This window comes from Mucilaginibacter sp. L3T2-6, assembly GCF_030519355.1.
In the GTDB taxonomy this organism is placed as follows: Bacteria; Bacteroidota; Bacteroidia; order Sphingobacteriales; family Sphingobacteriaceae; genus Mucilaginibacter.
On the sequence record NZ_JAUMKC010000003.1, the window covers coordinates 305,074 to 327,626 of the forward strand.

Annotated in this window: 22 protein-coding genes; 10 read left to right on the top strand and 12 right to left on the bottom strand. The window is 42.5% G+C overall.

Features of this window, described 5'->3' with window-relative positions:
• Positions 1 to 4: 4 nt before the first annotated feature.
• The 4 genes from Q3W13_RS05725 to Q3W13_RS05740 form a co-directional block, all read right to left on the bottom strand.
• Positions 5 to 181, bottom strand: a complete 177-nt coding sequence (locus tag Q3W13_RS05725; protein WP_302862030.1) for a hypothetical protein — start codon at positions 179 to 181, stop codon at positions 5 to 7.
• 3 nt (positions 182 to 184) lie between these two features.
• A complete protein-coding gene (locus Q3W13_RS05730) occupies positions 185 to 1,375 on the bottom strand; it encodes an efflux RND transporter periplasmic adaptor subunit (protein ID WP_302862031.1) in 1,191 nt (396 codons plus the stop codon).
• Position 1,376: 1 nt separating this feature from the next.
• Positions 1,377 to 5,753: a CusA/CzcA family heavy metal efflux RND transporter gene (locus Q3W13_RS05735; protein WP_302862033.1), complete on the bottom strand. Its 4,377-nt coding sequence runs from the start codon at positions 5,751 to 5,753 to the stop codon at positions 1,377 to 1,379.
• A 73-nt stretch (positions 5,754 to 5,826) separates the two neighbouring features.
• A complete protein-coding gene (locus Q3W13_RS05740) occupies positions 5,827 to 6,141 on the bottom strand; it encodes a DUF6660 family protein (protein WP_302862035.1) in 315 nt (104 codons plus the stop codon).
• 356 nt (positions 6,142 to 6,497) lie between these two features.
• On the opposite strand from Q3W13_RS05740, the gene Q3W13_RS05745 reads away from it, so the two are divergent.
• A complete protein-coding gene (locus tag Q3W13_RS05745) occupies positions 6,498 to 7,310 on the top strand; it encodes a competence protein CoiA (protein ID WP_302862037.1) in 813 nt (270 codons plus the stop codon).
• A gap of 125 nt (positions 7,311 to 7,435) precedes the next feature.
• Here Q3W13_RS05745 and Q3W13_RS05750 read toward each other — a convergent pair whose 3' ends face one another.
• Positions 7,436 to 7,888 (bottom strand): hypothetical protein, encoded by a 453-nt coding sequence (locus Q3W13_RS05750; RefSeq protein ID WP_302862038.1) that lies wholly within the window; start codon positions 7,886 to 7,888, stop codon positions 7,436 to 7,438.
• A gap of 163 nt (positions 7,889 to 8,051) precedes the next feature.
• Positions 8,052 to 10,265: an AAA family ATPase gene (locus Q3W13_RS05755; RefSeq protein ID WP_302862039.1), complete on the bottom strand. Its 2,214-nt coding sequence runs from the start codon at positions 10,263 to 10,265 to the stop codon at positions 8,052 to 8,054.
• 119 nt (positions 10,266 to 10,384) lie between these two features.
• Here Q3W13_RS05755 and Q3W13_RS05760 point away from each other — a divergent pair, with 119 nt between their 5' ends.
• From Q3W13_RS05760 to Q3W13_RS05795, 8 genes are read left to right on the top strand one after another with little or no spacing between them, the layout of a single operon-like run.
• Positions 10,385 to 10,981 carry an RNA polymerase sigma factor gene (locus Q3W13_RS05760; RefSeq protein ID WP_302862041.1) on the top strand — a complete coding sequence of 199 codons (597 nt, stop codon included), beginning with the start codon at positions 10,385 to 10,387 and terminating at the stop codon, positions 10,979 to 10,981.
• A gap of 4 nt (positions 10,982 to 10,985) precedes the next feature.
• Positions 10,986 to 11,579, top strand: coding sequence for a hypothetical protein (locus Q3W13_RS05765; protein ID WP_302862042.1), 594 nt, complete (start codon positions 10,986 to 10,988; stop codon positions 11,577 to 11,579).
• Between the two features lies 1 nt (position 11,580).
• Positions 11,581 to 12,594 (top strand): PD-(D/E)XK nuclease family protein, encoded by a 1,014-nt coding sequence (locus Q3W13_RS05770; RefSeq protein ID WP_302862043.1) that lies wholly within the window; start codon positions 11,581 to 11,583, stop codon positions 12,592 to 12,594.
• On the top strand, positions 12,542 to 14,932 hold the full coding sequence (locus Q3W13_RS05775; protein ID WP_302862046.1) for a hypothetical protein: 2,391 nt from the start codon (positions 12,542 to 12,544) through the stop codon (positions 14,930 to 14,932). The genes Q3W13_RS05770 and Q3W13_RS05775 overlap by 53 nt, the downstream gene beginning before the upstream one ends.
• Before the next feature lie 11 nt (positions 14,933 to 14,943).
• Positions 14,944 to 15,375 carry a hypothetical protein gene (locus Q3W13_RS05780; protein WP_302862047.1) on the top strand — a complete coding sequence of 144 codons (432 nt, stop codon included), beginning with the start codon at positions 14,944 to 14,946 and terminating at the stop codon, positions 15,373 to 15,375.
• Positions 15,372 to 16,505, top strand: a complete 1,134-nt coding sequence (locus tag Q3W13_RS05785; protein WP_302862048.1) for a hypothetical protein — start codon at positions 15,372 to 15,374, stop codon at positions 16,503 to 16,505. Before Q3W13_RS05780 ends, Q3W13_RS05785 begins: the two co-directional genes overlap by 4 nt.
• A gap of 23 nt (positions 16,506 to 16,528) precedes the next feature.
• Positions 16,529 to 16,780 carry a hypothetical protein gene (locus Q3W13_RS05790; RefSeq protein ID WP_302862049.1) on the top strand — a complete coding sequence of 84 codons (252 nt, stop codon included), beginning with the start codon at positions 16,529 to 16,531 and terminating at the stop codon, positions 16,778 to 16,780.
• A gap of 1 nt (position 16,781) precedes the next feature.
• The gene (locus tag Q3W13_RS05795) at positions 16,782 to 17,072 is read left to right on the top strand and encodes a hypothetical protein (protein WP_302862050.1); all 291 of its coding nucleotides are present in this window, start codon (positions 16,782 to 16,784) and stop codon (positions 17,070 to 17,072) included.
• Positions 17,073 to 17,269: 197 nt separating this feature from the next.
• Here Q3W13_RS05795 and Q3W13_RS05800 read toward each other — a convergent pair whose 3' ends face one another.
• The 4 genes from Q3W13_RS05800 to Q3W13_RS05815 form a co-directional block, all read right to left on the bottom strand.
• A complete protein-coding gene (locus Q3W13_RS05800; RefSeq protein ID WP_302862051.1) occupies positions 17,270 to 17,419 on the bottom strand; it encodes a hypothetical protein in 150 nt (49 codons plus the stop codon).
• 10 nt (positions 17,420 to 17,429) lie between these two features.
• On the bottom strand, positions 17,430 to 17,807 hold the full coding sequence (locus tag Q3W13_RS05805; protein ID WP_302862052.1) for a hypothetical protein: 378 nt from the start codon (positions 17,805 to 17,807) through the stop codon (positions 17,430 to 17,432).
• A gap of 46 nt (positions 17,808 to 17,853) precedes the next feature.
• On the bottom strand, positions 17,854 to 18,861 hold the full coding sequence (locus Q3W13_RS05810; protein WP_302862053.1) for a DUF932 domain-containing protein: 1,008 nt from the start codon (positions 18,859 to 18,861) through the stop codon (positions 17,854 to 17,856).
• Positions 18,862 to 18,939: 78 nt separating this feature from the next.
• A complete protein-coding gene (locus Q3W13_RS05815; RefSeq protein WP_302862054.1) occupies positions 18,940 to 19,548 on the bottom strand; it encodes a hypothetical protein in 609 nt (202 codons plus the stop codon).
• 551 nt (positions 19,549 to 20,099) lie between these two features.
• On the opposite strand from Q3W13_RS05815, the gene Q3W13_RS05820 reads away from it, so the two are divergent.
• Complete coding sequence (locus Q3W13_RS05820) at positions 20,100 to 20,945, top strand: hypothetical protein (protein ID WP_302862055.1); 846 nt, start codon at positions 20,100 to 20,102, stop codon at positions 20,943 to 20,945.
• Between the two features lie 78 nt (positions 20,946 to 21,023).
• Here Q3W13_RS05820 and Q3W13_RS05825 read toward each other — a convergent pair whose 3' ends face one another.
• Both Q3W13_RS05825 and Q3W13_RS05830 read right to left on the bottom strand, forming a co-directional pair.
• Entirely contained in the window at positions 21,024 to 21,203 is a 180-nt protein-coding gene (locus tag Q3W13_RS05825; protein ID WP_302862057.1) for a histone H1, read from the bottom strand.
• A gap of 63 nt (positions 21,204 to 21,266) precedes the next feature.
• Complete coding sequence (locus tag Q3W13_RS05830) at positions 21,267 to 22,553, bottom strand: hypothetical protein (RefSeq protein ID WP_302862058.1); 1,287 nt, start codon at positions 22,551 to 22,553, stop codon at positions 21,267 to 21,269.

Here is a 22,553-nt window from a genome sequence, read left to right on the forward strand (position 1 = left end):
AATGTTATCCTTCTAAATCCAGGAACCAGGCCTCCGCTTCAGTAATTGCCCTTTTTAATGCGGGAGCAGCTTCAATACCATCCTTAAGGTAGCCGGAAGCTAATTTCAGGGCCTTTTCTTTTACTTCAGGTTTAAGATCTTTCAAGTCATCATCAAAACCCGCGAACTGTTCTTTACTCATAATCTATTCCTCCTCTGCGCTACCGGCAGCCTTAGATTCCAGGTAAAATGCACCTTTGACAGCAATCTGTACATCGGGTGGCAGGGCATCTAAAGGCTTGATCTCTGTATAGCCTAATTCAGATACCCCGGTTGTTACTTCTGTCTTTTTAAATCTCACATTGCCATCTTTGGCGTCAGTCGTCGCTACAAAAATGTATTGTTTGCCTTCTGAGCGGACAATGGCATCATTGGGTACAGCGGCGGTTAGCGTACTGCCTGTACTGATCAGCGCAGTAACATACATACCCGGTATCAAGTTCTTTTGTTCTTTGTTATTAATGACCGCATGAACAATAACCCCTTTGCTTTCATTTTCAAAAGATTTATTCACCCCATTAATGATGCCGGTTATGACCTGGTTATCCTGGTTGGTCAATTGGAAACTTACCTTTTGGCCGACTTTTACTTTCATCAAATCTTTCTCAAAAACAGTGAGGTCGCAATGTATCTTTGAATTATCTACTACTTCCATAATAGAGGTTCCCGGCTGAACAAAAGCACCGATATTAGCGGTGATCGTTCCTACTGTTCCGCTGATGGGTGATATAACCGGAAATTGCGTTACAATATTCCCGCCGGAAATCCTGCCAGGTGAAACACCTAACTGCTTTAACTGGCTTTCGAAAGCCGTTAACCGCGAATGCTCTGCATTATAGTTAGCTTCAGCCGATTGGAATGATTTGCCGGTTCCTGCACCTGCCGCTTTTAATTGGGTTTGACGGTCATATTCTGCCTGTACATAAGCGAAATTATTTTTAGCAGCCAGGTAATCCTGCTGCAGCTTGATCAGGTCCTGGTTTTTGATAGTGGCTAACACCTGACCGTGGTGCACTTGCTGGCCTTCCAGTACATTAATGTCACTGATAATGCCCCCGGATAAGATACTGACATCGGCTTTATTTTGCGGCGGTACGGCTAACTGACCGTTTGCTTTCACTACAGCATCCAAATTTTTTTGCTCAATCGGGCCGGTAACAATCCCCACAGATTGCATTTGTTCCCGGCTCAGTTCCAGGCCTTCGGTCTTTTCTTTTTTAGACGTTGCTGTGCTGTCCTTATCAGTAGTCTTTTCCGAACCGCCGACGCAAGAAGCCAAAAGGGTGCCCGCAATGAATAAGGCGGCAATAAATATCTTAAAGGTTTGGTATTTCATGTTATTCTCCTCGTAAAAATTGTAATTGAATAGCAGACTGATTTAAACGACTGACCGCTTCGATATAGGCCAGTTTGGTTTGTACGGCTGCCGATACGTTCTGAATATATTCGATATAGCCGATCTCGCCCAGGTTAAAGGAAACCTGTGCGATGCGCAATTGCTCGTCTGCCTGTTTTAAACCTCCCGAGGTGTAATAATCGACAGACTGGCGGAATTTACGGTATTGCTGTACTTCCTGTTCATATTGAAGGCGCACCTGACTTTGAGTATTTTGATAATTTGTCTGCGCGATCTGACCGGATAGTTTTTCCGCCTTGACCCTGGAACGGTTGGCCCCGTTAAAGATGGGCAGCGCCACACCAAGCTGTATCCCCGCGATACGGGTGCCGGGCGAATAATTTCGGTCAATGCCAGCCGGATTAAATCCCGAAATGATCAATTGCTGGTTATAACCTAAAGTAAAGTCGGGCATACCTTTTGATTTTTCCACTGCGACACGGGCTTTCGCCACCTCAATATTTTGAAGGTCGGCATTAACCTGCGGGTTACTCGTCGTGTTCAGGGTATCGGCTGGTATCGTCAACAGCAAGGCCAATTTACTTTCTGCTATGGATATTGGCTCAGTTGTATTCAATAATTGCTGTAAGGCCAATTCATTGCTTTTCAAATCGGCTTGTGCCCCGGTCTTTAAAGCCTGCACTTCCTGGTATTTATTTTTGGCACTGAACAGCTCAAGGTTAGACGTTTCCCCGGTCTTTAGCCGTGTTTCCGCACGTTTGACAAAACCGGTATAGATGCTATCCTGGTAATTCAGGATGCGCAGTGCTTCTCGGTTAAGCAGGTAAGCGTAATAAGCGCTACGCACATTACGGGTGATTTCTGCACGGGTGATGTTGCCGGTTCTTTCTGCCAGTAAAGTTTGCTGATTAAGCAGTTTCCGCTGGTTTTTGTATAATCCGGGCCAGGCGATATTCTGCGTGATGCCGACGGCATTATCCATATTGCCGCCGCTGGTCGGGTCCTGTGTCAGCATTACTTCCGTTTTGGGGATATCTGTCCCTGATTTTTGGAGGGCGCGGGATTGCTCAACGGATAGCCCCGCAGAAAGTACCTGAAGATTGTTTCGCAATGCTTTGGCAATAGCACTGTCCAGCGTTAATGGCACGATATTTTGGGCCTGTGACTTGGTGGGCTGCAACAGCAGGCTTCCGCCAACCAAAATAAAAACCAATAGAGCTTTCGGCACTTTAATTTTTACTGTTTCTTTCCGGTTGAACAATAAGTAAAGGCAGGGCAGTACGAAAAGTGTAAGGAATGTTGCAGTAATTAAACCGCCGATCACCACTGTAGCCAATGGCTTTTGAACTTCCGCACCTGCACTGACCGATAACGCCATTGGCAGGAAACCGAGCGAAGCCACCGAAGCGGTCATCAGTACCGGGCGCAGCCTCGTTTTTGTTCCTTCCAGCACCCGGTCATAGATATTATCCATACCCTCTTCCTTCAACTGGTTGAAATAGCCGATCAGCACGATGCCATTCAGTACGGCTACGCCAAACAGGGCAATAAAGCCAACACCGGCTGATATACTGAAAGGCATACCGCGCAATAGCAATGCCGCAACACCGCCCATAGATGCCAGCGGAACCGCTGTAAATATGAGCAGGCTTTCTTTGACAGACCGGAAAGTCACATACAGCAAGATCAGGATGAACAACAAAGCTGCCGGAACCGCGATAGATAATCGCGCTTTGGCCGCCTGCAAGTTCTGAAACTGACCGCCATAGGTCAGGTAATAGCCGGATGGCAGTTTGAATTGCTCATTGAGCTTTGCCTGTATTTCCTTTACTGTCGTTTCCACATCCCGGTCTTTCACATTAAAGCCGACATAGATACGCCGTTTGCCGTCCTCACGGGATACCTGTGCAGGCGCATCTTTGAATCCAATATCTGCTACCTGGCTTAGAGGCACCTTGTTACCCGATGGCAGGGGTATGAGCAGGTTTTCTACCCCGGATATGTTCTCACGCAAATCGCGGTTGAGGCGAACCACCATATCAAACCTTTTCTCGCCTTCAAATACTACTCCAGCCACATTTCCGGCAAATGCGGTTTTCAGGATCATGTTTACATCGCTGATATTTAAACCATATTGCGCCATTTTGTCCCGGTTATAAGCTACCTGTATCTGCGGCAATCCGCTGACCTTTTCTATATAAGGCTCGCTCACTCCTTTAACCGGTGCGATCAGTTTAGCGATCTTGTTCGCCTGCGTTGCCAGTATATCAAGGTCATCGCCGTATATCTTGATTGCGACATCCTGGCGTATACCGGTCATCAATTCGTTAAAGCGCATCTGCATGGGCTGTGTAATCTCTACGTTAATACCGGGAATGATAGCTAAAGCCTCTTCCATCTTTTCGGCCATTTCTTCACGCGTCCTTGCCGTTTTCCATTCCTCTTTGGGTTTCATGGCCAGCATCATGTCACCCTTTTCCATTGGCATAGGGTCTGTGGGTATCTCAGAACTCCCGATACGGGTTACCGCTTGTTTAATCTCCGGGAATTTATCCTTTAATATCTTTTCGGCTTTGCCAAAGGTCTTGACCACCTCGGTTAAAGATGTACCCTGCATCATGGATATTTCTACAGTCAGGTCGCCTTCTTCCAGTGTGGGAATAAATTCACCGCCCATTTTACTGAATGCCCATATTGAAATACCGAATATGATGAATACGATGCTCACTGTAATGATTTTTACTTTGAGCACTGCAATAAGTGCACGGTGATAAGCACGCTGCAGGAACCTTATAATACGATCGGATATATTCGGCTTATGCGAAGTTCGCTTGCTCAAGAGCAAAGCGCTTGCCATCGGCACATAAGTAAGTGACAATATAAATGCCCCTAAGATGGCAAAGGCCACAGTTTGCGCCATTGGCCGGAACATTTTGCCCTCAATACCAACTAAAGATAACAACGGCAGGTACACAACCAGGATAATGATCTGCCCGAATGCAGCAGACTTCATCAATTTACTGGCGCTGCTTTTTACCTCTGTATCCATTTGTCCGGAGGTAAGCTTATCAACGCCTTGTTGTTTATAGCTGCCCGTTGTAATATGGTGTACCACACTTTCCACGATGATCACGGCGCCATCAACGATAAGTCCGAAATCTATCGCACCCAAACTCATCAGGTTACCCGATACGTTAAAGAGCCGCATCATGGAAAAAGCAAACAACATGGCCAGGGGAATGACTGAAGCTACCACCAAACCGGCGCGCAGGTTGCCTAACAACAGAACCAATACGAAAACCACGATCAGCGCACCTTCTAACAGGTTACGCTCGACCGTCCCAATAGCACGGCCAACCAATTCAGTCCGGTCAATGAACGGCTCGATGATAACACCATCGGGAAGGGACTTTTTGATCTGTACCATTCGGTCTTTCACATTTTTGATTACCTGGCTGAAGTTCTCCCCTTTAAGCATCAGGGTCACTCCGGCTACGACCTCACCTTCACCGTTGCGCGTAACAGCGCCGTAACGGGTGGCGCTCCCGAATTGTACAGTGGCAATGTCGCGGATCAGGATAGGGGAACCCTTAATGTTTTTTACCACGATCTTACGGATGTCGTCCAGATTTTGCACCTGCCCCAATCCACGAATAAAATAAACGTTACGTTGCTGCTCGATGTAAGAACCTCCGGTATTTTCATTGTTCTTTTGCAAGGCTTCATAGATCTCGGGAATAGTCAGGCCCAATGAATTTAGCTTATCATTATCCAGGGCAATCTCGTATTGCTTGACATAGCCGCCCCAGCCGCTGACTTCAGCTACACCAACCGTGCCTGCCAATTGGGTGCGCACCAGCCAGTCCTGGATCGTGCGAAGATCAGTGGCGGTATATTTATCTTCATAACCCCTTTTGGTATGGATGACATATTGGTATATTTCACCAAGCCCGGTCGTAATAGGTGCCAGTGTGGGTTCACCTAATCCCGTAGGGATGCTATTTTCGGCTTCCTTCAATTGGGCGTTAACTTGCTGCCTTGCCCAATAAATGTCCACATCATCTTTAAATACGATGGTGATTACGGATATACCCGAACGGGATATGGAGCGTTTTTCAATGACCCCGGCGATATTGGCCATAGATAATTCAATAGGAGCGGTAATAAACTGCTCTACTTCCTGTGCCCCGAGGCTCGGAGCCTGTGTAATGATCTGTACCTGGTTATTCGTAATATCGGGCTGCGCATCAACCGGCAGGTTGTAAGCTGAATAAATGCCCACCAGTATTAAAACCAGTGTCATGATCCCGACAGTTACTTTGTTCCTGATAGAGAACGCGATAATCTTATCAAACATAAATGTAAATATTAATACGAATACAGAAGAGCCTTGCAAAGTTGATTGCAGGCGGAAACATCAAAATTTCGTATTAAGCTATTTGAGGGGGCTGCCAGATATTAACACTCTGCTTTTGGACAGCAGGGGTGAGATATTCCTGGTACGTACGAACAACCGCTTGTGTATCGAAAGTCAGAATGGGGCTTGATGTTAAAAGCCTTGCGGTAGAACAGCAGGAACAAGTGCAAAACGGAGGACAGGTTTCCTGGCCTCTCTCATCATGAGGAGAATGACTTTTCTGAAAAGTAACATGCATTACACTGGCAATCATATCTTCCCTGTCCTGGCATGGTAATATCGCCAAAACGGTAAAATATAGACTGAAGATGATAGCCAGGTATTTCATTCCGTACAAAGATATAAATAGAATTATTCTAAATAACATATCTGGAACGTAATTTATTGTGTGGTGTTGAATTTTGCATTAACTTATTTACTTGTTTAATTTGGTTTCAAGGCAGAGTTTTGCCAGAGTAGGCCATTGATAAATCGCCAAATGATTGAATAACAGCCCAAACAAATATCATCAGCGAGACTGTTGCATTCTCCACGGTGCCCAAATGTAGATTGTCGTATTGATTAAATTAGCGGTAATGCAATTAACCTATAATTTTAATACAAATATCATTCCTATACTGATTGCTCAAAGTATATTTGATTATAATTTTGCGTAATTAAAACATTTTTGTAGAGAAGAAAAGTATGCGCTTTGCACTAATTGATGACCAAAGGGTCGAGGCCAGATCCGGATTAAAAGGATTGTGTCCCGGATGTGCTCAGCCCGTTATCGCTAAATGTGGGACACAAAGAAGCCACCATTGGGCGCATCGCGACGATATGAAATGCGACTTTTGGCGGGAACCAGAAACAGAGTGGCATCGCTCGTGGAAAAATAATTTCCCAACCGAATGGCAGGAGGTCATTTTACCCGATCAGCAAACAGGTGAAAAGCACATCGCCGATATTTGTACCGATTACGGCCTGGTGATCGAGTTTCAACATTCCCACATCCATCCGCAGGAGCGTACCAGCCGTGAAAACTTTTACCGGAACATGGTTTGGGTTGTTGATGGAACACGCCTAAAGAATGATTATAAGCGTTTGCTGAAGGGAAAAGACAATGGTCGTGCATTAAAACCGGGGGTTTTTCTTATCGAATTTCCGGATGAGTGTTTCCCTTTAATGTGGCTTGGGAGTCCGGCTCCAATCATTTTTGATTTTCAGGATTCCGATTCAACAGCCGATCCAACAGACATGAGAAATTATTTGTACTGCTTATTTCCTGTTAGGGTTGGACCATCAGTGGTACTTACGGTATGGGTACGCAATGACTTTATAAATATGACTATCAATGGCGATTGGTTATTGTGGGTCAGCCGAAGTATGGATGAGTTAATACAATACAATAAAGATATCCAGTATCACAACGAAAGACAACGACAAGTTCAAACAAATATAGCTTTCGCGAAATTCACGAGAAGAGCTGCACCATACAGGAGAGGCAGACGTTTCTGACAATTACTGCCAATTCCCATAGAGCTCGATGGCAAGAGCGAACTTATCGGTTCGATATTTCCCAAAAAAAATCACATTCGAAAATTTACAACATCTATAGTTCCTTTGTAGGATTTGGTGCAACATTATGCAAACGGGCTATATACATATAAATACTTGGGCTTTGTTTTACCCGCGATATGTAACTTGATAAAAAGCTTGACTTTTCCTTGGTTTTTTGGGTGCCAATTGAAAGAATGTTCGTCTTTAAAATTCAAAGCTTTTCTTGTTCGTGGTTGAAGAACTGTATGCAAATCCTCTTCCCCGTGAAGATTAATTGCTTGGTTATCATTAAAAAATATGAAACGTTTTTTCCTCCAAACCAACTCCCAATAATCAACTAAAATAGGGATAGCAGAAAGGTTAGTTAAATAAATGCTGTCATGGCCGTGAGGATCACCGGTTATAGCATAGGAAACAGCTATCCCTTTTTTATCCCGTCTATATTCCACAATACGAATCCAAACCAATGTCCCTGAGAATACAAGACTAATTAATGCGAATGCTAAACTATAATAAGGAATATCCGTAGCTGTCATAAAAGGAAACTGGTTAAGTCGGCTAAATAAATATAGGGAAAAGCAAAGCTTTTTTAGCATTAAAATCACGAGGGTTAATTAATTTAAAAAGATTTTGTTGAGCAGTTGGTGCTGTTCCCAACGAGAATCGAACTCCCTCGGTCTAAGATAGTTTAAAGGCGGTTTACAAGCTGTTCAAATAAGCTAAAAAATTGATATACATCCGCAGTTCGAAAAAGGAGTATCTTCCTTTTGTGATAATTCGCAATTGAGAGACATCCTTGACTTCTGAGCCAAGGGACAACAGCGCCTCACATAATTCCGGTGCAAATATTTCTGAAAGCAAGATTTTTCCAACTGCGACCAGTTCGGCGTATTGTTTTTCAACTGCCGTATTAGTGGTTTTCTTTCTTTCGGCTATTTGTTCTAATGATAGTCCTTGTTTAAAGTAAGCAAGCGTTGCTTCTAAACTTTTCGTTAATGTAGCACCGGACGCTTTTTTAGCTGAAGGAAGTTCGGCTACCGGAGAATTCGGGGTGTGGGTATGACTATAATATCGCTCGATACATTGGTCTATCGGGATGGAGGCTTGGAGATCGGTAGCAAGTTCTGTCAAAACGCGAAGATGGGTTTGTTGTTGAGTCAATACTGCTGACAAACCACCCAACGATTTGATGAAGGTTTTTTGGCTTTTATCTTGCAGATGGGTATTTGTTATTCCTGCAATTTCTGCGATAATATCATCTAAAATATGCTGGTTGAAATAGTTCACGGCTAATTGTACCCTGTTTAACAAATGCGCAAAATCCCAAGTCGATTGCCCTGCTAATATTTTAAGCTCTTTACGGAATTTATTTGCCTGGTCGGCCTTTTGCTTAATTTTATTTAACCACCCATCAGCAATGGCAATTTGCTCATATTTGTTAGTAACGGGTGAATGTTGTAGCATCTGGCGGTGACGCTCAAATGCTGTACTTAAATCGAACCAGTTAAATCCTTCGCTGATCAGTTGTAGTATAAATTCCCACCTTCCCTGTTTAAATAGGCTGATCAGGTCCTGGTTACTAAATCCTTTTTCGAACGGGGCCAATGCCGAATGAGGGAATATTTTTTCTGGCCGAATCCTGGTAGTTAGTGTCAATCCGTCTAAACTTTTTAAACGACTGAAGGCGACGTAGACCTGCCCCGGGGTAAAGGCTTCACCGGCATCAATCGTCGCCCCATCGAGCGTCAACCCTTGGCTTTTATGGATCGTGATTGCCCAGGCTAGCTTTAAGGGAAACTGGGCAAACTCGCCTACAGTTTGGCTGCTGATGCCTGATCCTGTGACTATAGGGTTGATCGTCGGCCAGGTTTCCCGGTTTAACGCGATTTGCTGTTCTCCTGCACATTGTACCCAAACGGTATCGGCTTCAAGCTTAGTTATGACTCCGGTTTTTCCGTTGTAATATAGCCGTTCAGGGCGAAGATCGTTTTTAACAAAAATGACGCGCGCGCCGACTTTGAGTTTAAGCGAATGTTCGACTGGCATATCTTTGCTGGATACCTGGCCTTTTATCATGGCGTCATAACGCACTATGGGTGTGTTCAGCGCGTCAAGTTGCTGCTTGTTCATTTCTTCGGCAAGGGCTACATGAGATGTCAGCGTTAATAAGAACTCATCGGTGTCCGCCTTTTGCCGATCATTGAGTCGCTCGTTAAGTAACGCGACATCCTGTTGATTCAAGGTACCAGCCCTGATATTATTCAATATATTTTTGAATATATCGGAGTCCTGGCGATAGATATGTTGAAGCTCGATATAAACAGGCCGCTGTTCTTGCATTACTTTGGCTGAAAAAAAATAAGGTGTGGCATACCACGGACTATAAAATGGCTCGTCCTCATTGGTCAGTACAGGGGGTAATTGATAAAGGTCGCCGATCATCAGCACCTGTACGCCGCCAAAGGGAAGTTCGGGCTGGTTTCGCGCTTTGCGAAGCAACTGGTCAATGACGTCCAGCAGGTCTGCCCTTACCATAGAAATCTCGTCGATGATTAGCAATTCAAGTTGATGCAATAGATCAAGTTTCGCTTTTTCATACCTTCGTTGTGCAATCGTCGCCGGGATCGAATAGATATCTTTTGCTGTTCCTTCATAAGCGCCAGGAATATAAACACCGCCGGGGATCTGGAAAAGGGAATGCAAGGTTACGCCTCCCGCATTGACACCAGCTATACCAGTTGAAGCAGTGATGAGGTAATTCTTACGAATTTGACCAGGAAGATTCTTTAATAATGTTGTTTTTCCCGTTCCGGCTTTTCCCGTTAAAAAAACAGGCAAATTCGTATAATTAAGAAACCTGATCAATTGTTCTTCAGGGGTCTGGGGAAAACTGGTGTCATCTGCTGCCGTCATGGTCTGCTCAAAAATAAATATTATTAGTCAACCGAAAGGCCCCCATTTGCCGCGTCCTTTCATTTATCTTTACTTTTCTTGAAATTGTGTAACCTGTTTGCATATATATAAATAGAGGCATGAAGCAATATACCGAAATATTGGATCTTTTAAAAAGTCAGCAGCAAAATGGACTTGAACAACTGTATGAAAATTACGGTAAGAAATTCTATTCCTATTGCATCAGACAATGGAGCCTGGCCGAGGATGATGCTTGGGAAATCATTTATAAGACATTGGAGACCCTTGTGTTAAAATTGTCAAATTATGATTTCGAGTCACAGGCGCATTTTAATAATTTCCTGTACAAAGTGCTGATCAATTTTATCCGGCAGCATTTCCGTGCACGCCGAAACCAAGAGGATCATGAATTAATGTTGCTTGATTTTCAGGATGATGAGGACTCAGCGGCAATAGTCACCAAGCTGTTGAATGAGCAGGCCTTTAAAGATTACTATGCACTAGAAATCGTGGACAATCCTGCCATCCTTGCTTTAAAAGAAGCGCTGAATAAAATGGACGAACAGGAAAAAGACATCTTACTGCTCAGAGCCCAAAATTATTCTTACGAAGAAATAGCCAAGTTGCTGGCCATAGAAAACAATCAATTAAAGGTAAAGCATCATCGTGCTAAAAAGAAACTTGTACAAACACTAATAGACAACCAAAGTCATTAAAACCATGAAAAAGGAAAATATCGATCCCCTTGACGAAGCACTTCGCCTGCTTGTCCTGGAAAACGCAAGTGAACCGGATTTTAACCGGGCTGCGAAAGAAATGGTATTTATGAACATAACCGAAGACTATCAAATGTCTGCTGTCGGCAAGGAGAGACTTTTAACCGGCTTAAACCAATTACTGGCTGCTCCTTCCTTCGGTGATCTAATAAAAAGCCAAATGGCTAAGATTAATTTGAACACGGGACATTTAAGTGAAGAAACGCAGCTGCCTGAAGCTGTGATCACTGAACTAGCCGCAGATCAGTTTTATATCAATAACGTTCCCATCAAGTTTTTCAGAAAGCTTTTAGACACCTTAAAGATCACTTTTGATGCTGCGGAATCTGCCATTAGGAAGACTTTTGATATGCTGCAAAGCCAGCAAGATGAATTCTCGTCCGGGGCTTTACTGAAACCTGCTTTTCGCAAAAGTCTGATGGTATCTAATGATGATCTGTCTGAAATGATCACCAGTAACAAAGGAAAAGAGCTTTTTGAAAATAAGGAAGCCCTGGATAAATATCTACTACGGTTAAATGAATTAATGACTGATTAATATGAGCACTGTCAACTGGTCAAACTCAGCGGTAAATACCTGGAGCACTTGCAATCGGAAGTATTTCTTCGCCAACATCCTTTCCAGCCATGGCTGGAAAGACCTGTTGAAACGGAAGACTTATGAGCTGAAGAAAATGCAGAACCTGACCATGTGGCGGGGAACGGTCGTAGATAAGTTCCTTGAAAAGTTCCTGGTCCCATTGATCGTCCAGAAAAAGCTATTGAACTTTGAGGAATTGGCGGAGCAGGCAGTTGAATTAGGCAAGGCACAGTTTCTATTTTCACAAAAAAAAATGTACCGGGACAAAAACCTGGTCGTCGGAGATGCGGATAACGAATATTGTATTTTGGATGTACATGAACTGAATGTCCCTTACACGGAATTGCAACTACTTGAATGTTATGAAGATATTCGTTTAGGTATCCGAAATGTTCCTTTGACAAAAATGCCGGACGGCAGCTTGCTGATCGACTTTTTGAAAAATGCCAAGGTGATGACCCCGAATATGCAAAAGCTGCGTGCAAATATTCATGATGCGTCCATTAACCCGCAAATTGACTTAATGCTCTATGATGCGGATTGGCAGCCTGTTGTGATTGATTGGAAATTATCGAATAGTTACGTTTCCGACTATTCGAGGCAATTGCAGATCGCAGGCCTTACGGTCAAAATGGTGCGGGATAAAAACCCTGATAAACCACCATTTACTTATGGAGACATTAGATTGTTCGAAGTCAATCTCTATAAGGGTGAGGTAAAAGAACACCCCTTTGAAGAAGAAGAAATCAATGACCTGATCGATTATATCTATTTGACCAGCCAGGATATTAAACTACTAAATGACGGTAAAAAAGAAGTTAACATAGATGATTTTGATTATACGGAAAGCCCGGCGACGTGCGCCAACTGTACCTTTAAAACACTATGCTATTATATGTTCACCCATAATAATCAATACGATGAGAAGACATACGTTGAATTTATTCAAAATCAGGAATTTAGCAGAGCTTAATTTCTCTTACAAATTAGTATCCTTTGAATTGCCAGCTATCGCCGACAAGGAGGATCTGTTTAATAAGCAGCTCAAACAAATCGCCCTGGCCGTGTCTTCTTTATCAGAAGGACCGTCGGCGGTCATCAAACGTGACGGTCGCTTTTATGTGGCTATCCCGGCAGATAAAACAATGCTGGATGCCAAAGTTGATGTTACCGCATTTTCGGTGAATGTAACTCTGCTGCCCGAGGTCTATCTGATCAATGGTGCCGCCATTCCCGAGGACCAAAAAGATGTAGTTTATAAATTTCTTGAATTTGAGATTAAACGGCAGCTTTTAATGAATTTTCCACTATGGCGCTTGAACAACAGCCATTTTTACAACAAGACACCGGTTGAAGGAAGGGAAGATTCCAATATCCAAATATTTGAAGGGTTTAAATGGAAACTTAAACATCACCGCGACGGGAACATTTACATTGTATTGGATATTTCGACGAAATATGTGGACAGGCATACGCTATCCTATTACATCAATTCGCAAAACGTTCAGCAATTGACAAGGCAGTTCAAAAAACGCAGGGCGGTTTATAGTAATGGTGAAAATTGGTACATGGCTGAAATTGTCGGTTTCGGCCCCGCTATTGCTGATCATGAAGTTACACTGGACAACCAAACTTACAGCGTTTATGATTACATCATGCAAAAAGTCAGAAGCCGTGTGAATCTTAAGCAGTTTGTTAAAAAAAATGATCTGACCTTATTTTATCAATATCCTGGACGGAAAATGGAACCACACAGCGGGGCGACATCGCTGGCCCGAATGCTTTATAATACAAAAGATAAGGATGTAAAATCATTACATCGTCAATCCATCAAAATACCATCAGAGCGGTTCGAAAAAATTACTGATTTGGTGAGAAAATACTTTAGTAATTTAACTTTTCAGGGCAAGGATCTTCGGGTAGCCATGTACGCGGCAACACAGCAAGTGGCTAGCTTTCCAATGCCATCTTTTAAATTTAACGGCAACAAAATACTGGATGTCAATGAGAATCCGGAAACTAAAGAATCCGCATTGCGGAACTTGGGTAGGAACCGGAAGAAGATGATTATGGACAACGGTATCCTTAATCAAAAAGGATTTGATCCCCAATACCTGATCGTACCGGATTATCTTGAAAAAAATCTGGTGCAAGGGTTTCAAACCAATCTGGAATTTATGATCAAAAAACTAGCCCCCAATTTCGGGCAATTCAAGATCATTACTTACAAGGTGAACGATAGTCTTTCAGCGACCTATCAAATTGACAGTATTGCCGAGGAGTTGCACCGTAACCAAGCCAAGAAGGGTTTTGCACTTTTTGTCTTGCCAGACACCTCTTTTAACCAGCGAAAAAAGGCAAGTGATTTTCACGATATATTAAAGACAAAATTTTATCCGGACTTGAAAATACAATGCGCTTCAGCTTATAAAATGTCGTCCTTCTTCAGGGCTTACCCTAAAAAAGACGCCTTGCCCGCAGAAATGGAATACCGGGTTCCTGAAGGTGACAGGCAGAAATTTAGCAATTACCTGCTAAACTTAGTACTGGAATATTTTATTGTAAACCGTAAATGGCCATACGCGCTCGGAACAAATTTGAATTATGATATTTACGTGGGTATCGATGTAAAAGACCGCTTCGCAGGGTTTACCTTTTTTATCCGGAATGGCGAACATCTCTATTTCAAATCATACCAGGTTCCCAAGAAGATGAAGTCGATCCGGGCTGAAAAGATCAAAGAGGATCAACTGAACAAGATTCTTTACGAGAATTTAAAACTAATGATTCCCAATTTTGCACAAAATCCCAATGGGATCGTTATTGTCAGAGATGGTCAGAGTTCTGATGAAGGGAAGGCTTTAGCACAAGTTATCAAGCAACTAAAAGCAGAACAGATTATTAACGAAGAAATCCCTTATGCTGTAGTTGATATGCATAAACAGATCGCAACGCCTGTACGGATGGGATTATTGACCGATGGTTTTCACAAAATAGAAAATCCAGTTGCCGGCACCTATTGGATGAGCGACGACAATGAAGGATACTTATTCAATACAGGCAGCCCGTTTGAAAATCCGGGTACCGTCAAACCACTCAACCTGATCTTTAAAGAGGGGACACTGGACTTTACTAAAATCATGGAGGACATGTTCAGGCAAACGATGCTCGCATTTTCTGCGCCGGACAGGAACAATTCTTTACCAATTTGTATTAAACTAATAGACGTGCTTCTTGAACCTCTATCTGATGTTCATGAAAGTCAGGATGAGGAAGAAGAAGACGAATTTGAAGATATTTTGGATGATTAATCAATAAAGCCATGAGTGACGTAAGTGTAATATCAAACCAATACGATAAATTGGTTCAGACTTCTGACAGGATTATCAATTCCGTGATCACCTTTCAAAAAAGCAACATGCTGGAAGATCAACACAACCGCCAGCTTTATCCGAAACTTAAGGTTTCCGAAGGAGAAGTGACGGAGGCCAAGAAGACCATCAGGGCCTTTCTGAATAATTTGTTGGAATTACTGGATAAAGATTCAAACAATACAGAATTTATCCCTTTGCTTGTTTTGGATGATTACAAAAAAAAGCTCTCGCAGAATCCCTACCTGGAAGAAAATATTAAAAAGATGTTGCTTCAGGAAGATCTAAAACCAGATGACATTGAAACATTGGACAACATTATTGCTGTTATTGAAAATGAGCGAGGAATTCTTTTCCGTAAAATGAGAACTTCGCGGGGATGAATGGTTTTGTAAAAGGCGTTTATTATGATTTCTTAAACAGGATTACCAAACTGATTAAGACCTTGCACGGTCCTGAAATACACCAGGACGTTGATAAAAATTTCCTGCAAAAAACTGCTGAAATGCTTTCTGATTTACATGGCGAGGTCAAAGAAATTATTGACTCTGGGGATCTTGATGTTCCTAAACTTTCCAAATACTATGTAAGTCAGTTCAATACTTTCCATGAAAGGCTGCTCAACATTGAGTTATTCCGCTTTTTAGTCATCATCAATTTTGGTGAGCCAGAGATCTATTTTCGAAAAAAGATAAAAAGGATATACAAGGAAATTAATTGCTTTCAGGTGCCGCCTATCATTACCACCATCAGTAATTCTGAAAATTATTTTTGGGCGCTGCCTAATTACGACATTATTGCTGTACCAAGCGGAGAAGAAAAAAGTTTGCTAAACATGCCTGACTTGTTTCACGAGATTGGCCACCTTATCTACTTTCAGTATGAACTCTTTTTAAAAGGAAAGATCGAACAAACACTAAAAGGCTTTTATGATCAGCAGATCGTTAATGTAGATCTGGAAGACCGGAATCCGGAGCTCAAAGCATTTTACCGAGAAAAATATATCAGATGGATCAACGCATGGATTATGGAATTTTGCTGCGATATGATCGCGACCTACCTGGTAGGGCCAGCCTATGGCTGGAGCAATTTTAAATTAGCTACCGTTGGCCTTAATAAAAACAAAACTTATAAAGATACCCCAAGTCATCCCAGCGATGAAGCCAGAATGAGGGCGATATTAACCATGTTGCAAAAAACGGGATATCTAACTGAAGCCAGCCAGATCAAACGCTCCTGGGATGAGTTTCTTAACGCCGCCAATAAACCAGTACCTTCTAACTATGATGAGATTTTCCCTGACGATGTCATTGGAACTTTAGCTGATAGTATTATCAGTGGATGCGTTGCCATCGATCTAAGAAGCTATGCTGAGCAAATTACAGAACATGCCGAACCCATCTCACATATTCTGAATATGGCCTGGGACAACATTATGGCTAAACCATTCCAATTTGAAGCTTGGGAAAAAAATGTGATTGAGGGTATCAGGACGCGTGTCGAAAATGTCTAACTTTATCCAAACCAATTATTATTATGGCAACCGAGGATCAAATAGTAAATTATATAAAATCTCTCCCCGAACAACAATGGTACAGCCTGGAAGATATCGGAAAAGGGATGAATATTCCTTATAGCGAAATTCAAAGACTTGTTACAGAATCAGAAGCGTTCGTTACTTCCATCGGAGATAAAAATGAAACGGTAATCACTTTAAGGGCCACGTTTAGAAAAAACGAGCCTGTTTATAGAAAGATCATAGGCGCGTTTAAAAACAGAATTGATTAATATGGAACCAATAGTATTAGGTGCGGTTGGGGGCTTGTTAATTCAATTATTAAGCTTAGCTGAATTAGCTAAAGTCGCTAAAAGCAGAAGGCCGGACTTTAAAGATTTTATCTATTGGCTACCATATTTTATTAATCCATTCTTTGGGGCAGTTCTTGCCTATGCTTATTTTGACGGCCAAGACCATGTGAACAAACTATTAGCAATTCATGTTGGTGCTTCTGCACCTCTGATCATTCGAAGCATGATCAGTACTATTCCAACCGGCATCAAAAACCAATCTGATAAATAGCAATTGAATTTATCCTTTTTGATTTTATGTTATAGACCCTTTAGAGGCCGGGGACTTCGACGACTATAAAGGCATTTTTAAAGGATAAACAAATTTTAATTTCATCTGACATCACATTACTAGCACTTTAACAGGAAATTTTTTTCAAAAAAGCCCTGTGTTTATTGATACACAAGGCTATACCTGATAGGTCGGTGTTATAGTTCGACCACAACTCCGTCCTGGCAGTCGGCAGCTTCCGCCTCGGCCTCTTCCCGGCTATCAAAAACCAAATTATTACCGTCCTGATCTGTAACGATGATGGCGTATTCCGGGTCACCATGCGTTTCTATGATAATAAAACTCATGTTGTTTACTTTATGGATTAAATAATAGGTCAATGGCTAAGTTGATTTTCCGGTTCGGGTTTTCTTTCATAGTGGTATAGACACTAAGGCAGTCTATGACGTAAATAGCTAAGTAGCCGTCAAAAAGCTGGTTAGCGAACAGACTGCTGCTTTTATTTAGTTTATTGCCGTACTGTTCAATTTTTCGCTCCGTTTCATTAACGAAGGACAGCCAAAAATCAAACTCAAACAGGCTGCTCTCCCATGTTATACGATGTACATTTTCCCTTTCTTTGAATGACTGGCACATGGTTTTTACAAATTCCAGTAATGCGGGGACTTCGGATGGAAATAACTCGTGCAACAGTCGTGCACGTTGTATATTGTTTAGACTTGTTAGTGGTTTCATTGTGGTAATAATTTAAGGGCAACCCGCTTGGGGTTGCCCTGTGTGATTAATTTAATTGTAAGGCAGTGTTGCCGTGTTTTGCAAACTCGGCGCAAAGGTCAAAGGCGGTTTGGTTGCGCTGTAACCCTGTGCCTGCCATAATGGATTTAAATTTTGCCTCCTCGTTCTTATAATTGCGCACGTTTTGGTAATACCCCGTGATTGAATTATAAAAACCGTACAACGTGCCTTTGGTCGTGGTTTCCTGTTGGGTAGGTGAGCATAACGAGTACTCAAAAATATTGCTGACCACATTTGTAAACTGGCTTGACAATTCATCATCCTTACCCGCTTTCAGCAATTGGTAAGTTTCACGGTTCGGCACCATCGCCAGTTGTATGAGGCGTTTTAACTCCGGGTCGGTTATCCTTACCCTTGCCCAACGGTTAAAAATGGCTTCCAGTTCGGTCGATAGCTGGTTGGTCAGTCCTAACATTTTGTGCGCCGATTTCAGTTTTTCGGCTGCACTGGCGGTATGGCGTATCTTTATTGCGTTATTACAGTTGTTAAGGGCTGCATTGAGCGTATTGCGACATATTATCCTGACAGGAGTAAAGGCAATAGTAATACTGCCCGTACCGTCATGGCTTGAAGTCAAAAACAAGTATTGCTCCACGTAATCCGACTTGCCGACACGGATATGTTCCGGCAGTTTGGCGGTTACATAAACCACAGAACCATACCCGATGCTCCCGGCGGTTTCGTACCTGATATTTCCGTGTTCCTGTACGATGCCGTCAAAAAAACCGAAAGCATCGGTATTCTGCACCACCTCGTAATCGCTCCCGATTTTATCTCCTAAAATGGCTTCAGTATCCGTTCTGAAGGTAAAATAACTATTATCCGAAATGATATTAACCCCGCTTGGCAAGGGGTGTATATTCGGGCGTTTGAGTACCGTAAAATCTAAACCCGCTTCCTGTATAGCTTCTGCGCTGCTGCCACATTTAGTAATCGTCTTGCCTAAAACCTGCCAAACCTTGGGTTGGATGATTTGATTATTTATAGTTTCCATGATGTTTAATTTTTAGTGCATAAATCAAGATTAAAAACGCCCTGTGTGCACCTGCACACAAGGCGTTTCTGTTGTTAATTATTGAGGGATAACTATACTTGCTTCGATCTCCGCCAGTTTATCTACGCACATATTGTTGACCAGTTGCGCTACTGTCCAGATGATGGTCGGGTTTTTGGTTTCAAACTTCCTGCGGTTATCATCTTCAATGGTCAGCACGCAACCGTTATAATAGTTGGTGTCGGTGGTATCGGCTTCGTCCCGCAATTCCACTTCAAATTCATCCAAACTCTTGATGGTTTCCTGCAACTTGTTGCGCTGTTTCGCTTTGCGGTGCATTTCCTCGATGAACTTCAATGTCCCCTCTAAATTCAGCACAACTTTTTTGGGTTCATCTTTAACAGTAGTGCTATGTGCCGGTTCAGCTTTCGGGGCTTCTGCTTTTGGCTCAACTTTGGGCTGTTGAACCTGCGGAGTTGCGGCATCCTGTTTAGGCTGCTCGGCTTTCGGCGCTTCCGTTTTCGGTTGCTCCGTTTTGGCTGCGCCGGTTTCTTCCTTTGGCTTTTCGGCTTCGGGCTTTGTATTTTCCTTATTAACAGGGTTACCCGCTACAAACTGTTCTTTCTTATCGATTTTGACAATGCTGTTATTAACTGCTTTGCTGTTGTCTTTTACATTGGTATTCATGATTTTAATTTTTAAGTGATTAAATAAATGTTGCTTTTGCGACAGGTCGGCGGTCTACATTTGGCAGGTCGGCGGGGCTTTGTTTTTTGGCTCTTTCATACTAAGGTGCTTCGTTTTTTAAGTCAGCTCGCATAGCGCTCGCTGGCTTTTTATTAAGCACCGCACCTGAACAAGCCGGGCATAACGGCAAGGCTTTGCGGAAAAAAATACTACCCCGAGCGCAGCGAGGTGGGTGGAGATTTTTTTCCAGCAAACCCGCAGGGCCTGGCCTTGACGATATGTCCCGGCTTATCAGAAATTTGCTGTATATAAAAGGCCAGCACGCACTTAAAACGGGGAGATTAACGAGCGAAGCTGTAGAAGAAAAGTATGGGCGAGGAACGAGCCTGTACTAAAATGCAGTGAAGCGGCTGAGTGATAACGAAGCGGCTGGAACTGCTGGGTTAAATTATCGTGTAAATGAGGCGTATTACAGACCTGCGATACTCCATAATAAAATATCACAGTCTCATTTTAAGTACCTTTACCGATACCAAAAGAGCATTGATTATATGACTAAGACACAGATAAATCAGTACTATAAAAATCTTGAACATTTAGTGTCAAATGATTTTGAAAAGCACCTATTAAAGGCATGTTTGAATAACTTATTGGATGTGGACAATAAGCTTAGATTTAATAATTTTTCGAGCGGGATACGTGAACTATCAAGGCACATATTGTCAACCCTGGCACCAGATAATGAGGTGTTAAAGTGTGTGTGGTATAAAGATGAAACCAAAATATCAAGACAAGTAACACGAGGACAAAAGATAAAATATGCAATTCAGGGTGGGTTAAATGATAAATATATAATTAAGAGAGGCCTTGATATAGAAACATATAAAAAGTCCGTATTGGATGCTATCAATTTACTGAATAAATACACTCATGTCAACGAAGAATCTTTCGGAATTAGTGATGCAGAAGTATTAAAATTGTCCAATCTGGTGGTCAGCGCGTTCAGCAATTTTATTAATGGAATAAATGACTGCCGGAACTTAATTATCGTTGAATTAGAAGAGGATATAGATAATGTTTTAATTGAGCATACTATAAAGGAAAATATTGACGATATCGATATTTTATCCACCCACCATAATATCGAATACTTACAAATTGACACTATTAAAATTGTCGGTATAACCCACGATATAATAAATGCGAGTGCAGACGGAAATATTCATGTCCATCAGCAATTTGGCTCCGATGGTGACGTTTCAAGAGGAGATGGTGTAGAATGGGATACTTCGTTTCCATTTAATGGAGAAATAGCTATTTCCATAACCTATCCATTATCGAAAGCGGAAATATTAATTAAATCTTTTCATGTAGATACTGATGACTGGTATGAATAAACGGCCTATATCAGATATTATTAAATTAGAAGGGCTGGATATAATCCAGCCCTTCTGCAATCCTGTGTAAACGCTTAGTCAATCAGCTTTATTTTTTAGGTCGGTCACTTCCTTACGGATATCTGATGCGGCAACTTTCAGTTGCTGCATGACACCGCGCAAACGCGTGCCTGCTGCCTTATTGCCTTTTTCATAAAATGCGGCCGCGTCTTTTTCAACAGAAGCTACCAGGTCTTTTAATGCTTGGAATTTTTTCATCGTTTTTAGATTTAAAGGTTATAAATAAATATATTAATGTTTCCTGAATAATAGCGCGTCAATTTAACGGACGCTCATACTTTTGCTTTCTTCCTGTTCCTTTTCTTTGGTTTTGCCCTGGCCTTTACCTTGTGACAGGTCCATCGCCATTGCCGGTTTTTCAAACTGCTCACGCCTTTGCCTGATCCCGGCTTCATTATAGAAGTCCAGCTTGCCGTAACGGGGCACCGCTTCGGTTAATACTTTAACTTCCTTGTTTTCCTTGTCCAGCGCGGTAACCTGTACGCGGTCGCCGTGGCGCATGGCTTCCATAATTCCTTCCTTTTTTGCCGGGTCAGCCATCTCTTTGATGCGGTAATCACTGAGCGTTTTTCCGAGGTCAAAGCCGTAGGTTGGGTGATGGAACTGTTTTAGCTTATAATTGCCGTAATCATCCTTTTTCTGGTCGAAGTCCAGCCTGATCCAGGCTTTATAGGGTTCGCCGAGGCTTGAGAGCATATTGTCCCGGTAGACCGTCCTGCCCTGAACCATGTTGGCCGCCTGTCTTGCCGTAAAGCCATTGCCCTCTTTGAGATAAAAAGTCTGTTTAATAGCGGGGCTGAAATAAGCCGAACGGAAGTCTTTGTTGATATAGTTGACTTTGCCGTCTTCTTTGCTGGCCAGCATTTGTTTGCTTTCGGGGCTCTCTCCCAGGGCCAGTTCGCTGGTGCCTTTTTGCTTTTTGAAAAATTCGATGGCCTCGTTCGGACTGTCGAATGCTTTTACCAGCGGTTTCTCCTTATTCTCTTTGTTCTCGGTCAGTACCATGTAGTGCTGGTTATCTATGGTCGGTGGCACCTTACCTGCGGTAGCATCGAACTTATTGAAATTATAAAAGTCTGATTGTCCTGATTTGCGGAAATGGAGCGTCATGTCTACCAGTCCTTTATCACCGGGGAACTGGTCTTTCAACGTAAAGTACCCCGGCAATTGTCGCATGTTCTTCTCCAGCTCATCGGCTACTTTAGGATTAAAGCCTAAGTCTTTGACCTCTTTTTTAAGGTCTTCCAGATTGTTTAAATTCATTTCGTGTTTGTTTATAGTTAATAGATTTGCCTGTTTAATTTCTTCCAGTAGTTGATCAGTATGCCGGTAGTAAACCGGATATTCCTCGACACCGGGTAAATATCCAAAGCCGGCTTTGGCTTCCCAATGATCCAGCGCTGCGCCAAGCGTATCGAAAAAATCGAGCTGATGCGGCTGTAATGCCATTTCCTGCCGGATTTCAAATACGACATAGGAAAGCCCGACATCCTGCGCATCTTCGAGCAGGCTGATGATCGCTTGTGCGTGCCTTGTTTCCAGGTTCAT